This is a genomic window from Ligilactobacillus sp. LYQ135 (genome assembly GCF_053711055.1).
Genome location: NZ_JBSJYT010000005.1, coordinates 1 through 15,234 on the forward strand (window position 1 = coordinate 1; position 15,234 = coordinate 15,234).

At 36.5% G+C, this 15,234-nt stretch carries 8 protein-coding genes and 2 tRNA genes; 9 read left to right on the forward strand and 1 reads right to left on the reverse strand.

Annotated elements, in window-relative coordinates:
• Positions 1-45: 45 nt before the first annotated feature.
• From ACWCL1_RS05340 to rpoC, 6 genes are all read left to right on the forward strand, one after another.
• Positions 46-119, forward strand: a tRNA-Pro gene (locus ACWCL1_RS05340).
• Positions 120-181: 62 nt separating this feature from the next.
• Positions 182-255, forward strand: a tRNA-Pro gene (locus tag ACWCL1_RS05345).
• A gap of 124 nt (positions 256-379) precedes the next feature.
• Complete coding sequence (locus tag ACWCL1_RS05350; protein WP_454545883.1) at positions 380-847, forward strand: CtsR family transcriptional regulator; 468 nt, start codon at positions 380-382, stop codon at positions 845-847.
• Positions 848-868: 21 nt separating this feature from the next.
• Positions 869-3,304, forward strand: coding sequence for an ATP-dependent Clp protease ATP-binding subunit (locus ACWCL1_RS05355; protein ID WP_454545884.1), 2,436 nt, complete (start codon positions 869-871; stop codon positions 3,302-3,304).
• A 309-nt stretch (positions 3,305-3,613) separates the two neighbouring features.
• On the forward strand, positions 3,614-7,225 hold the full coding sequence (rpoB, locus tag ACWCL1_RS05360) for a DNA-directed RNA polymerase subunit beta (protein WP_454545885.1): 3,612 nt from the start codon (positions 3,614-3,616) through the stop codon (positions 7,223-7,225).
• A 49-nt stretch (positions 7,226-7,274) separates the two neighbouring features.
• Positions 7,275-10,937 (forward strand): DNA-directed RNA polymerase subunit beta', encoded by a 3,663-nt coding sequence (gene rpoC / locus ACWCL1_RS05365; RefSeq protein ID WP_454545886.1) that lies wholly within the window; start codon positions 7,275-7,277, stop codon positions 10,935-10,937.
• A 59-nt stretch (positions 10,938-10,996) separates the two neighbouring features.
• Here rpoC and ACWCL1_RS05370 read toward each other — a convergent pair whose 3' ends face one another.
• The gene (locus tag ACWCL1_RS05370; RefSeq protein ID WP_454545887.1) at positions 10,997-11,662 is read right to left on the reverse strand and encodes a prepilin peptidase; all 666 of its coding nucleotides are present in this window, start codon (positions 11,660-11,662) and stop codon (positions 10,997-10,999) included.
• Positions 11,663-11,904: 242 nt separating this feature from the next.
• Here ACWCL1_RS05370 and rpsL point away from each other — a divergent pair, with 242 nt between their 5' ends.
• The 3 genes from rpsL (at position 11,905) to fusA (ending at position 15,021) form a co-directional block, all read left to right on the forward strand.
• Positions 11,905-12,321 (forward strand): 30S ribosomal protein S12, encoded by a 417-nt coding sequence (gene rpsL, locus ACWCL1_RS05375; RefSeq protein WP_454545888.1) that lies wholly within the window; start codon positions 11,905-11,907, stop codon positions 12,319-12,321.
• A 33-nt stretch (positions 12,322-12,354) separates the two neighbouring features.
• Positions 12,355-12,825, forward strand: a complete 471-nt coding sequence (rpsG, locus tag ACWCL1_RS05380) for a 30S ribosomal protein S7 (RefSeq protein ID WP_454545889.1) — start codon at positions 12,355-12,357, stop codon at positions 12,823-12,825.
• 102 nt (positions 12,826-12,927) lie between these two features.
• A complete protein-coding gene (fusA, locus tag ACWCL1_RS05385) occupies positions 12,928-15,021 on the forward strand; it encodes an elongation factor G (RefSeq protein ID WP_454545890.1) in 2,094 nt (697 codons plus the stop codon).
• Positions 15,022-15,234 lie beyond the last annotated feature (213 nt).

Consider the following 15,234-nt stretch of genomic DNA (forward strand, 5'->3'; position numbering starts at 1 on the left):
ACGAATCAGAAGGTTGTAGGTTCGACTCCTACTGGGTGCATTTATCGGGAAATAGCTCAGTTTGGTAGAGCACTTGGTTTGGGACCAAGGGGTCGCAGGTTCGAATCCTGTTTTCCCGATATTTGTTAGACTGTGACTTAGGTCACAGTCTTTTTCTATATTATTATATTAGTCACATGAGCGGGAAATAGCTCAGTTTGGTAGAGCGTCACGTTCGGGACGTGAAAGTCGCAGGTTCAAATCCTGTTTTCCCGATAATATTAATTTATTCTTTGGTATAATCAGATGCATACATCAAAATTGGGGATTCTTTTTGCATTTAATGATCATCTTAAAGTATAATAAAAGTCAATGTTAGTCAAACTTTGGAGGTGATAAAATGCAGAGTCGAAATATTTCTGATATTATTGAGCATTACTTAAAAAGTATTATGGCAAATTCAAAGCAAATTGAAATTAAGCGCTCTGAAATTGCTGAGCAATTTGATGTTGTGCCATCTCAAATTAATTATGTAATTAAAACGAGATTTAATATTCAAAATGGATATATTGTTGAAAGTAAAAGAGGAGGTGGCGGTTATATTCGAATTGCTAAAGTTGATCTCGTAAATGATACAGATGTTATTGATGATTTAATCAAATATATCGGCAATCATATCGGAGCACGCGAAGGCTTCCAAGTGATCCAAAGTTTATATGAAGATAAGGCATTAACTAAGAAAGAAGCTAACCTAATATTAGCAGCAATTGATTCTAATACATTGTCTTTTACGAATAAAGAAATTGAAGATCAAGTGCGTGCTAAAATTTTAATCAGTGTTCTTAATCGATTACGATGTGAAGACTAATTTAGAAAGGATCAAATGTCCATGGATTATAAGTTAACTCAGTTTGCACAAACAGCTTTAAATTTAGCGTTGCAAAATAGTTTTGAAGATAATCGGCAATATGCAACTACAGGAGATTTATTATATGGGTTACTTTTAAGTGAACCTTCAGTAGCGTCGGGACTATTAGATCGTATTCCGGTTTCAGAAGAAGAAATTAAAGATGAATTATTTAATGTATATGGTGAAAAAAATACAACTAAATTAAAAAATGTAAATGAAGTTAAGCCAAGTCCACGCTTAAATTCAATTATAAATAAAGCTCAACATCTTGCTCAATTAACTGATGCTAACCAAATTGGGACAGAACATTTACTATTAGCGATATTAGATGATAAGCAAAGTATGGCAGTTAGAATTTTACTTAATCTTGATACTGATCTTATTAAGTTTGCGGATTCATTATTAAAGCAATTAGGTTTTACTAAAACTCAATTAAAAAGAAGAGAAAAAGAGCGAAATGGTAGAAATCAAAAATCATTAATTGAGGAATTAGGACGCGATTTAACTCAAATTGCACGTAATGGTAAAATGGATCCAATTTCTGGACGTAATCAAGAAATTGAGCGTGTAATTGAAATTTTAATGCGCAGAACTAAAAATAATCCAGTTTTAATTGGTGATCCAGGAGTAGGGAAAACTGCAATTGCAGAAGGAGTTGCTCAAAAGATTGCCAATGAAGATGTTCCATTAGAATTACAAGATAAAAAAATCATTTTGCTCGATATGGGAACATTAGTTGCTGGCACAAAATATCGCGGAGAATTTGAGGATCGTGTAAAGAAAATTCTTAAAGAAATCAAAGAAGCAGGCAATATTATCCTATTTGTTGATGAAATGCATACAATGGTAGGCGCTGGCGGAGCAGAAGGAGCAATTGATGCTTCAAATATTATGAAACCTGCTCTTGCGCGTGGTGAAGTTCAAATTTTAGGGGCAACAACATTAGATGAATATCATAAGTATATTGAAAAAGATGCCGCTTTAGAACGAAGATTTGCAACTGTTAAAGTTGAAGAACCAACTAAGGCGCAAACTTTAGAAATCATTATGAATTTAGTTCCTCAATATGAAGAATTTCATAAAGTTAAAATTTCAAAAGCAGTTGTGCAAGCAGCAATTGATTACAGTACTCGTTATATAACAGATCGCTTTTTACCAGATAAAGCAATTGACGTTCTTGATGAAGCTGCTGTAAAAGCACACTTACGTGCAAGTCAAAAAGATGAAAATAAGGTTGTTCAACTTCAAAAAGAAACCAGTGAATTAAATCAGCAAATTTTGATAGCATTACAAAATAATGATTTTGAAAATGCAATGAAATTACAATTTGAAAAGCAAAAAAAAGTTGCTAAAATTGATCAAAATAAACAAAAAGCCGATCAAAAAGATTATTCTAAAATTGTAGTTACTACAGAAGATGTTGCTGAAATTATTTCACAATGGAGTGGCGTTCCAGTTACTCAAATTTCTAAGTCAGAAAGTACGCGCTTACTTAATTTAGAAAAAACATTACACCAACGCGTAATTGGACAAGATGAAGCTATTAGTGCAATTGCCAAAGCAATTCGACGTTCTCGTAGTGGCTTAGCAGATCCTAATCGTCCAATTGGATCATTTATGTTCCTTGGGCCAACTGGGGTTGGAAAAACAGAATTAGCTAAAGCACTTGCAGCTTCCGTTTTCGGTTCTGAAGATTTAATGATTCGAATTGATATGAGTGAATATATGGAAAAATTCTCAACGAGTCGTTTAGTTGGTTCTCCTCCAGGATATGTTGGTTATGATGAAGGTGGTCAACTAACGGATAGCGTTCGTGAAAATCCATATTCCGTAGTGTTATTGGATGAAGTTGAAAAAGCTCATCCAGATATTTTTAACTTACTATTACAAGTTCTTGATGATGGCTTTTTGACGGATTCTAAAGGGAGAAAAATCGATTTTAGAAATACAATTATTATTATGACATCTAACTTAGGTGCAACTGATTTACGTGATCAAAAAGAAGTTGGCTTTGGAAGTTCAACTCCAAGTGATGCCTATAAAGCAATGTCACAAAAGATTCATGAAAGATTAAAAAAAACTTTTAGACCTGAATTTTTAAATCGAATTGATGATATTTTAATCTTCCATTCATTAACTAAGGATGAATTACATCAAATTGTAAAATTAATGGGACAAAAGATCATTACCCGAGTAGCTGCTCAAGGAATTGAATTGAAATTAACTCCCGCTGCGATTGATACGATTGCTCAAGTTGGCTATGATCCAGAATATGGTGCACGCCCGTTAAGACGAGCTTTACAAGATAAAGTAGAAGATCGTTTAAGCGAAGCGTTACTTTCTGGAGAGATTCAGAAAGGATCCAAAGTAACAATTGGAGCGCGGAAAGGTAAGTTAGAATTAAAGGTTCATTAAAAATAACGAAAACTGCGACTTTTGTCGCAGTTTTTTGTTGCATGTGTTATTTAAATGATTTTGTCGTACTTTGTTTTTAGTTATTGACAAACCACTAGTAGTACTGATACACTAAAACAGTATAAGTGTAGATCAATATCTGATGTGATATATTGTCCATATCAGTGAATGAAACAAAAATAGTGCAGTTTGATAAAGTCAACGAATCTGTTTTTGGTTTTTTTTTGCCAAAAATCGGTAAAATTGGACTATTTTTCGAAATTGTAATCAAATTGTAACATTAGAATGATTTGCAAAATTTTTGGAGAGGTGAACAACTTGGCAGGACACTTAGTAAAATACGGTAAACACCGTGTACGTAGAAGTTACTCTCGAATTAAAGAAGTTTTAGATCTTCCAAACTTAATCGAGATTCAATCAGACTCCTACAACTGGTTCTTAGATGAAGGACTTCGGGAAATGTTTGAAGATATTATGCCAATTGATGACTTTGCAGGCACATTATCTTTGGAATTTGTCGATTATCAATTATTAGAACCAAAATATACAGTCGATGAGGCCCGTGAACATGATGCAAACTATTCAGCACCATTACATGTAAAGTTACGGTTAACAAATCATGAAACCGGCGAAATTAAATCTCAAGATGTATTCTTTGGTGATTTCCCACTAATGACAAAACAAGGTACTTTCATTATTAATGGTGCCGAACGGGTTATTGTTTCTCAACTTGTTCGTTCACCAGGGGTATACTATTCTTCAGAACTTGATAAGAATGGCCGCAATATTTATGGTACAACGGTAATTCCTAACCGAGGTGCATGGTTAGAATATGAAACAGATTCTAAAAATATTGCATATGTACGAATTGATCGGACACGTAAAATTCCAATGACTGAATTGATTCGGGCATTAGGTTATGGTTCTGATTCAGAAATTATTGATATGATGGGTGAAACAGACTCATTAATGTATACTCTTGAAAAAGATGTTCATAAAAATACAGAAGATTCACGAGTTGAAGAATCATTAAAAGATATTTATGAACGTCTTCGTCCGGGTGAACCTAAAACTGCGGATTCATCAAGAAGTTTGTTAACAGCACGTTTCTTTGATCCAAAGCGTTACGATTTAGCACCTGTAGGACGTTATAAGATTAATAAGAAATTAAGTTTAAAGACTCGCTTATTAAATACAACTGTTGCTGAAACATTAGCAGATCCAGATACTGGTGAAATCATTGTTAATAAAGATGAAGTGATTGATAAGAAGGTAATGGACAAATTAGCTCCTTATTTAGATCGGGATGACTTTAAGACAATTACTTACCAACCATCTGAAGAAGGTGTTGTTCAAGAACCAATGACACTTCAAGTGATCAAAGTTTATTCAGCTAATGATCCAGAACGTGTTGTGAATATGATTGGCAATGGCAACATTGATTTGAAGTACAAGCACATTACACCTGCTGATATCATTGCTTCAATGAACTACTTCTTTAACTTACAAGAAGGTTTTGGTACAACTGATGATATCGATCATTTAGGTAATCGGCGGATTCGTTCAGTTGGTGAATTATTACAAAATCAATTCCGGATTGGATTAGCACGGATGGAACGGGTTGTACGTGAAAGAATGTCAATTCAAGATACAGCAACAGTAACCCCACAACAATTGATCAATATTCGCCCAGTAGTTGCTTCAATCAAAGAATTCTTTGGTAGTTCTCAATTATCACAATTCATGGATCAAACTAACCCATTGGGGAGTTTGGAACATAAGCGGCGTTTATCAGCCTTAGGACCTGGTGGTTTGACACGTGATCGTGCTGGATATGAAGTGCGAGATGTTCACTATACTCACTATGGTCGGATGTGTCCAATTGAAACACCTGAAGGACCTAATATTGGTTTGATCAACAACCTTTCTTCATATGCACGTGTAAATAAATATGGTTTTATTGAAACACCATACCGTCGTGTATCATGGGAAACTCACAAAGTTACAGACAAGATCGATTACTTGGCTGCTGACGAAGAAGATAACTATGTTGTAGCACAAGCTAACTCACCATTAAATGATGATGGTTCATTTGTAGATGAAGTTGTTATGGCTCGTCACAAAGATGATAATATTGAAGTTTCAATTGACAAAGTTGACTACATGGATGTTTCACCTAAACAAGTAGTTGCGGTAGCGACAGCATGTATTCCATTCTTGGAAAACGATGACTCAAACCGTGCTTTGATGGGTGCTAACATGCAACGACAAGCTGTTCCATTGATTCAACCACATGCTCCATTAGTTGGTACAGGGATTGAATACAAAGCAGCGCACGACTCTGGGGATGCTTTGATTTGTGAACATGATGGTGTAGTTGAATACGTGGATGCAACTGAAGTACGAGTTCGGCGTGAAGATGGAACTTTAGATAAATATGCTTTGATGAAATTCCATCGTTCAAACAGTGGTAAAAACTATAATCAAACACCAATTGTACGTGTAGGTGACCAAGTTAAAGCAGATGAAGTTTTAGCTGATGGTCCTGCAATGGAACAAGGTGAATTAGCTTTAGGTCAAAACCCATTAATTGCGTTCATGACTTGGGATGGTTACAACTTCGAAGATGCGATTGCAATTAATGAACGGTTAGTTAAAGAAGATGTCTATACTTCAATTCATATTGAAGCTCATGAATCTGAAGCACGTGATACTAAATTAGGACCTGAAGAAATTACCCGTGAAATTCCAAACGTTGGTGAAGATGCCTTGAAAGATCTTGACGAATTCGGAATTATTCGCGTAGGTGCAGAAGTGCATGATGGTGATATTTTAGTTGGTAAAGTTACTCCAAAAGGGGTAACCGAACTTTCAGCTGAAGAACGCTTATTACATGCTATCTTTGGTGAAAAAGCACGTGAAGTTCGGGATACTTCATTACGTGTACCTCATGGCGGTGGCGGTATCGTTCGTGAAGTTAAGGTTTATACGCGTGAAGATGGCGATGAATTATCACCAGGTGTTAACCAAATGGTACGGGTATTCATTGCTCAAAAACGGAAGTTACAAGTTGGGGATAAAATGGCTGGACGTCACGGTAACAAAGGAACTGTTTCAGTAGTTATTCCAGAAGAAGATATGCCATTTATGCCAGATGGTACTCCAATTGATATCATGCTTTCACCAATGGGTGTGCCTTCACGGATGAACATTGGACAAGTACTTGACCTTCACTTAGGAATGGCAGCACGTAAATTAGGAATTCACGTTGCAACTCCTGTTTTTGATGGTGCTCGTGATGAAGATATTTGGGATGCATTTAAAGAAGCTGGTTTACCAGGTGATGGAAAGAGCATTCTTTATGATGGACGTACAGGTGAACCATTTGACAACCGTATTGCTGTCGGGGTTATGTACTACATGAAACTTGCTCACATGGTTGATGATAAGATCCACTCACGTTCAATTGGACCTTACTCATTAGTTACTCAACAACCACTTGGTGGTAAAGCACAATTTGGTGGCCAACGTTTCGGGGAAATGGAAGTTTGGGCCTTAGAAGCTTATGGTGCAGCTTACACATTGCAAGAAATTTTAACATACAAGTCAGATGACGTGGTTGGTCGTGTTAAGACATACGAAGCAATTGTTAAAGGTGAACCAATTCCTCAACCAGGTGTTCCTGAATCATTCCGAGTACTTGTTAAAGAATTACAAGCATTAGGATTAGATATGAAGGTTCTTGACGCTGATAAAAACGAAATTGAATTACGTGACATTGATGAAGACGATGATGATCAAGTAATTAATGTTGATGCAGTTGCTCGCATGAAAGAAAAAGAAGAAAACAAGCAAGCGCAAGAAGTAATGAAAGAAGAGGAAGACCGTAATCCTGATACAAGAGAAAACGGTGACAAATAAGAGTATTAGTCAGTAAAATAAGCCAATAAATGAAAGGGAGGTCGGTCCTTTGATCGATGTCAATAAATTCGATAGTATGCAAATTGGATTAGCTTCATCTGACAAGATTCGAAGCTGGTCATATGGTGAAGTTAAAAAGCCCGAAACAATCAACTATCGTACTTTGAAACCTGAAAAAGACGGTCTTTTTGACGAACGAATTTTCGGGCCTACAAAAGACTGGGAATGTGCTTGTGGAAAGTACAAGCGAATTCGATATAAAGGTGTAGTTTGTGATCGTTGTGGCGTTGAAGTTACTCAAGCAAAAGTTCGTCGTGAACGGATGGGTCACATTGAGTTAGCAGCTCCAGTTACTCACATTTGGTACTTCAAGGGAATTCCAAGTCGAATGGGCTTAGTATTAGACATGAGTCCTCGTGCTTTGGAAGAAATCATTTATTTTGCTTCATATGTTGTTACTGATCCAGGTGAAACTCCACTTGAAAGAAAACAACTTTTAACAGAAGCTGAATACCGTGAAAAAGTTGATGAATATGGTAGTGACGCATTCAAGGCAGGCATGGGTGCTGAAGCCATTCGCACACTTTTACGTGATGTTGATCTTCAAAAAGAATGTGATGAATTAAAAGAAGAATTACGTGATGCAACTGGTCAAAAGCGGACACGTGCAGTTCGGCGGTTAGACATTTTAGAAGCATTCTTAGATTCAGGTAATGAACCTGATTGGATGGTAATGGATGCAATCCCTGTAATTCCACCTGATTTACGACCAATGGTGCAACTTGAAGGGGGCCGTTTTGCAACATCTGACTTGAATGATTTATACCGGCGTGTAATTAACCGGAATAATCGTTTGAAACGGTTATTAGATTTAAATGCACCTGGAATTATCGTTCAAAACGAAAAAAGGATGTTACAAGAAGCTGTAGATGCTTTAATTGATAATGGACGTCGTGGTCGTCCAGTTACAGGACCAGGTAACCGTCCATTGAAGTCTCTTTCACATATGCTTAAAGGTAAGCAAGGACGTTTCCGTCAAAACTTACTTGGTAAACGTGTTGATTATTCTGGACGTTCAGTTATTGACGTAGGTCCTAAATTGAAATTAACTCAAATGGGAATTCCACATGAAATGGCATTGGAATTGTTCAAACCATTTATGATGAGAGAACTTGTAAAACGTGATATGGCATCAAACATCAAGAATGCTAAACGTAAAATTGAACGGCGAGATGAAGATATTTGGGATGTTTTAGATGATGTTATTAAAGGTCATCCAGTATTGCTTAACCGTGCACCTACACTTCACCGTTTAGGTATTCAAGCCTTTGAACCAGTTTTAGTTGATGGAAAAGCAATGCGATTGCATCCATTAGCTTGTGAAGCTTACAACGCTGACTTTGACGGTGACCAAATGGCGATCCACGTTCCATTATCTGATGAAGCTCAAGCTGAAGCTCGGTTGCTTATGCTTGCTGCTCATCATATTTTGGCACCAAAAGATGGTAAACCAATCATTTCACCCTCTCAAGATATGACAATTGGTAACTACTACATTACACTTGAAGAAAAAGACCGTGAAGGTGAAGGAATGATCTTCAAGGATGTAAATGAAGCAAGAACTGCTTACCAAAATAATTATGTTCACTTGCATACACGAATTGGTTTACAAACTTCAGCATTAGCTGAAAAAGGTAAGCCATTTACAGACTGGCAAAAAGAACGAATTTTAGTAACAACAGTTGGTAAAGCTATTTTTAACGAAATCTTGCCAGATGATTTTGTTTACTTGAATGAACCAACTCAAGAAAACTTGCAAGGAAATATTCCAGACAAATATTTCTTAGAACAAGGTCAAGATATTCATGAATTTTTGGAAAATCAAGAATTAATTGGACCATTTAAGTCAGGTTTCTTGTCTGATATCATTGCACAAGTTTATAAAGAATATAAAGTAACGGCTGCATCTGAATTATTAGACCGCATGAAAGATTTAGGATATTTTGAATCAACTAAATCAGGTTTAACTGTTGGGATTGCCGATGTTACTGTTCTAGATGAAAAACCAGAAATTATTGCTGAAGCACGTAAGAATGTTGACACTGTTAAGAAACAATTCCGGCGTGGTTTGATTACTGAAGATGAACGTTATAACCGCGTGATTGCAATTTGGAATAAGGCTAAAGATGATATCCAAAAGAAATTAGTTGAAAATATGGATCCATCTAACCCAATCCAAATGATGAGTGACTCAGGTGCGCGTGGTAACATTTCTAACTTTACACAATTATCAGGAATGCGTGGTTTGATGGCTGCTCCTAATGGTAAGACTATGGAATTGCCAGTTATTTCAAACTTCCGTGAAGGATTATCTGTTTTGGAGATGTTTATTTCTTCACACGGTGCTCGTAAAGGAATGACTGATACAGCCTTGAAGACAGCTAACTCAGGTTACTTAACACGGCGGTTAGTTGATGTTGCACAAGACGTAATTGTCCGTGAAGAAGATTGTGGAACTGATCGTGGTTTAGATGTTTATGCAATTAAAGAAGGCAACGAAATGATCGAACCATTATACGATCGGATTTTAGGCCGTTACACAATGAAGACTGTAACTGATCCTAAGACAGGTGAAGTAATTGTACCTGCAAACACATTAGTTGATGAAGAGCTTGCAACAAAAGTTATTCAAGCTGGTGTTGAAAAAGTTACAATTCGCTCAGCCTTCACATGTAATACTCGTCATGGGGTATGTGTTCACTGTTACGGACGTAACTTGGCAACAGGTGATGTAGTTGAAGTAGGTGAAGCTGTTGGTACAGTTGCTGCTCAATCAATCGGTGAACCTGGTACTCAATTGACAATGCGTAACTTCCACCAAGGTGGGGTTGCTGGTGATGGCGATATCACTCAAGGTCTTCCTCGTGTTCAAGAATTGTTTGAAGCACGTAATCCTAAAGGACGTGCAATTATCAGTGAAGTAACTGGGGTAGTTGATACTGTTGAAGAAAATCCAGCAGAAAGAACTAAAGTAGTTACTGTTCAAGGTGAAACTGATACGCGCACATACGACTTACCATTTACAGCTGTATTGAAAGTCAAGGAAGGCGATTCAGTTCACCGTGGTGATCCATTGACAGTTGGTTCAATCGATCCAAAAGAATTGATTAAGGTTCGTGATGTATTATCAACTGAAAATTACATCTTGCATGAAATCCAAAAAGTATACCGGATGCAAGGGGTAGATATTTCAGATAAACACGTTGAAATCATGACTCGCCAAATGCTTCAAAAAGTTCGTATCATGGATCCTGGTGACACAGAAATGCTTCCAGGTACATTAATGGATACAAGCGAATTTATGGATCGTAACGTTGCTACCCTTGTAAAAGGTGGCATTCCAGCAACATCAAGACCAGTCTTGCTTGGAATTACTAAGGCTGCATTGGAAACAAACAGTTTCTTATCAGCTGCATCATTCCAAGAAACAACTCGGGTCTTAACAGATGCTGCTATTCGTGGTAAGAACGATCCATTAATCGGATTGAAGGAAAATGTTATTATTGGTAAGACAATTCCAGCTGGTACTGGAATGAAGAAATATCATGACATTCAACCTGAAGAAACAGGAATTGTAACTGATAATGCATACTCATTGTCAGATGTTGCTAAACAATTAAATGTTGATGATGATAACACACTTCAAAATTAATTTTAAATAAACTAAAAAAGACTATGCTTTGTCATAGTCTTTTTTTATCCGTTTTATCCTCACAAAATAAAAAGAGTGCCTAAAAAGATTGCAGGGATAAATGGTAGTTTCTTCTTTGAAAAAAATAGTGCGAATAAAAATGTTCCGATTGAAGAAAAAAGTAATAGCACAATAAAATTGTAAATTCCCACTATAAGAAATAAAAAACTCAAAATGATGGTATCCGCGATTCCCATTAAATTAAATAAGTTTGTAATTAAGAAAAGAAGACTTATCATTAGCCAGAACCAAAATTGAGTTTGAAAATGAAAAAGAATAACTGGTAAAAATATAAGAAAATTGATAATGATCCCAAATAATAATAGCAAAAGTGAAACTGAGCATGAAAGATAATCTTCTAAACTTAAAAATAATAACCAACTAAGTAAAACGAGATAAAAAAGCAATGATGGTAATGAAGCTTGATAAAATCTACAACAAATTAATCCGAAACTAAATTCAATGATTGAACTTGAAAAATTAATTTGAGAATGACAAAAATGGCACTTTCCCTTTTGAATTAAAAATCCTAAAAGTGGAATGAGCTGCCACCATTGTAAAGAGCGATGACAATGATCACAAAAAGAACGTGGAATTTGCAAAATTCCTAAATAAGAACGCATCGCATAACAATATGCAGTAGAACCAATAACAGTTCCAAGTAAAAATAACACAATTAATTTCATAATGATCCCTCCAATTATATATACGAAATTTAGAAGAATTTTCGAAAGACAATTGACATCATTTTTAGTCTGTGATAAATTAAAAAAGGTGCTTTGATGTGAACGGTTATCGTTTTACGCAAAATGTGTTTAAAACACAAGTTAGCACGATGTTGACGCACCGAGTTTTTTTATATCAAAAAAAGAAACTCCTGGGTGTGTGTACTAGAAAATTTGAAAATTAAGGAAGGAGGAAACTTTAGATGCCTACAATTAACCAATTAATTCGTAAAGGTCGTAAGTCTAAAGGTTCAAAATCTAATTCCCCAGCTTTAAACTTTGGGTACAACAGTTACAAGAAAGTTCAAACAAACACTCCTGCTCCACAAAAACGTGGGGTTGCTACACGTGTTGGTACAATGACACCAAAGAAGCCTAACTCAGCTTTACGTAAATATGCTCGTGTACGTTTGTCAAACTTAATTGAAGTTACAGCTTACATTCCAGGTATTGGCCACAACTTACAAGAACACAGCGTTGTTTTAATTCGTGGTGGTCGTGTAAAAGACTTGCCTGGTGTTCGTTACCATGTTATTCGTGGTGCCTTGGATACAGCTGGTGTAGAAGGCCGTATGCAAAGTCGTTCTAAGTATGGTGCTAAGAAGCCTAAGAAAAAATAATTAGTTAAAACACTATTCTAGGAGGTAAGACATATGCCAAGAAAAGGTCCTGTAGCAAAACGCGAAGTACCTGAAGATCCAATTTATCATTCACAATTGGTTACAAGTTTAATTAACCACCTTATGTTAGACGGTAAGCGTGGTACAGCTTCAAAAATTTTATATGAAGCATTCGATATGATTAAGGAAAAGACTGGTAATGATCCATTAGAAGTATTCGAACAAGCAATGGAAAACGTTATGCCAGTACTTGAAGTTAAAGCTCGCCGGATCGGTGGTTCTAACTACCAAGTTCCAATTGAAGTACGTCCAGATCGTCGTCGTACATTAGGTTTACGCTGGATCGTAAGTTATGCACGTCTTCGTGGCGAACACTCAATGTCCGAACGTTTAGCAAAAGAAATTATGGATGCAGCTAACAATACTGGTGCTTCTGTTAAAAAACGTGAAGATACACACAAGATGGCAGATGCTAACCGTGCATTTGCACACTATCGCTGGTAATTTAGGAATGGCTGTTATAGATATTTGATTATCCTATAATGGTCATTTTTTTAGAAATAAGCATATTATAACGAGTCAAAATTGGAAGGAGAGAATAATTCCATGGCTAACAAACGTGAATTCCCATTGGAAAAAACACGTAATATTGGTATCGTAGCTCACATCGATGCTGGTAAGACAACAACAACAGAACGTATTCTTTACTATACAGGTAAGATCCACAAGATTGGTGAAACACACGATGGTGCTTCACAAATGGACTGGATGGAACAAGAACAAGAACGTGGGATTACAATTACATCTGCTGCTACAACAGCTCAATGGAAAGAAAACCGAATCAACATTATTGATACCCCAGGACACGTTGACTTCACTATCGAAGTAGAACGTTCATTGCGTGTATTAGATGGTGCGGTAGTTGTATTAGATGCTCAATCAGGTGTAGAACCACAAACTGAAAACGTATGGCGTCAAGCTACAACATACGGTGTTCCAAGAATTGTTTTTGTTAACAAGATGGATAAAATCGGGGCTAATTTCGATTACTCAGTAGATACAATTCGTGATCGTTTACAAGCAAATCCATTGCCAGTTCAAATGCCAATTGGTGCTGAAGATGAATTTGAAGGTGTAATCGACTTAGTTGAAATGAAGGCTGACTTATATGATGAAGATAAGTTAGGTTCAAAATGGGATACAGTTGATATTCCTGAAGAATACCGTGAAGAAGCAGAAAAACGTCGTGAAGAAATGATTGAACAAATCGCTGACGTTGATGATGAAATCATGGAAAAATACCTTGGCGGTGAAGAAATTTCAAAAGATGAAATCCGTGCTGCAATTCGTCGTGGTACATTATCATTAGACTTATTCCCAGTATTTGCTGGATCTGCTTTCAAGAACAAAGGTGTTCAAATGATGCTTGATGGTGTTAATGATTACTTACCATCACCATTAGACGTTAAACCTTACAAGGCTACAGATCCTGACACAGGTGAAGAAGTTGAATTAATTGCTGATGATAGCAAGCCGTTTGCTGGTTTAGCATTTAAGATTGCAACTGACCCATTCGTTGGTCGTTTAACATACTTACGTGTATACACTGGTACATTAGAAGCTGGTTCATACGTATTAAACGCAACAAAGGGTAAACGTGAACGTGTAGGTCGTTTACTTCAAATGCACTCAAATCACCGTAACGAAATCCCTGAAGTATTCTCAGGTGATATTGCTGCCGCAATCGGTTTGAAAGATACAACAACAGGTGACTCATTAACTGATCCAGATCGTCCATTGCTTCTTGAATCAATGGAATTCCCAGATCCAGTTATCCAAGTTTCTGTTGAACCAAAGTCAAAAGCTGATCAAGACAAGATGGATATTGCTTTACAAAAACTTGCTGAAGAAGATCCATCATTCAAGGCTGAAACAAACCAAGAAACTGGTGAAACATTAATCGCTGGTATGGGTGAATTGCACTTAGACATTATCGTTGACCGGATGAAACGTGAATTCCACGTTGAAGCTAAAGTTGGTGAACCACAAGTTGCTTACCGTGAAACATTCACAAAAGAAGTTGAATCACAAGGTAAATTCGTTCGTCAATCAGGTGGTAAAGGTCAATATGGTGACGTATGGATCAAGTTCACACCAAATGAAGAAGGTAAAGGTTTCGAATTCGAAAATGCGATCGTTGGTGGGGTCGTTCCGCGTGAATACATTCCTTCAGTTGAACAAGGTTTGAAAGAAGCTATGCAAAATGGTGTATTAGCTGGTTACCCATTAATTGACGTTAAGGCTAAGTTATATGATGGTAGTTACCACGAAGTCGACTCATCAGAAGCTGCCTTCAAAGTTGCTGCTTCATTAGCCTTAAGAAACGCTGCTTCAAAAGCAGGTGCTGTAATTCTTGAACCAATCATGAAAGTTGAAATCGTAACACCAGAAGACAACTTAGGTGATGTTATGGGACATGTTACAGCTCGTCGTGGACGTGTTGATGGTATGGAAGCTCGTGGTAACTCACAAGTTGTTAATGCTTATGTTCCATTGGCTGAAATGTTTGGTTACGCAACAACATTGCGTTCAGCAACACAAGGTCGTGGTACATTTACAATGACAATGGATCACTACGAACCAGTTCCAAAAGCAATTCAAGAAGAAATCATTAAGAAAAATGGCGGTAACGCTGAATAAAATAGTGATTACTAAAAAGACTGTAATGTAAGTTACAGTCTTTTTTTGTAAGCATATTTAGATATCTTTGCTTTAAATTAAAATGATGAGTTATTACTATATTATAGTTACTTATATTAAAGAGAAATTCAAAAATAGGCTTGCTTTTTACGAATCTTTGTAATATGATATAAAAGTACCTGTGAAGAAGCAGGTATTGTTCTGTGTTTTAGT

Coding starts and splice junctions, on each gene's coding strand:
- ACWCL1_RS05350 (WP_454545883.1), top strand. CDS start 380: ATGCAGAGTCGAAATATTTCTGATATTATTGAGCATTACTTAAAAAGT.
- ACWCL1_RS05355 (WP_454545884.1), top strand. CDS start 869: ATGGATTATAAGTTAACTCAGTTTGCACAAACAGCTTTAAATTTAGCG.
- ACWCL1_RS05370 (WP_454545887.1), bottom strand. CDS start 11,662: ATGAAATTAATTGTGTTATTTTTACTTGGAACTGTTATTGGTTCTACT.
- rpsL (WP_454545888.1), top strand. CDS start 11,905: ATGCCTACAATTAACCAATTAATTCGTAAAGGTCGTAAGTCTAAAGGT.
- rpsG (WP_454545889.1), top strand. CDS start 12,355: ATGCCAAGAAAAGGTCCTGTAGCAAAACGCGAAGTACCTGAAGATCCA.
- fusA (WP_454545890.1), top strand. CDS start 12,928: ATGGCTAACAAACGTGAATTCCCATTGGAAAAAACACGTAATATTGGT.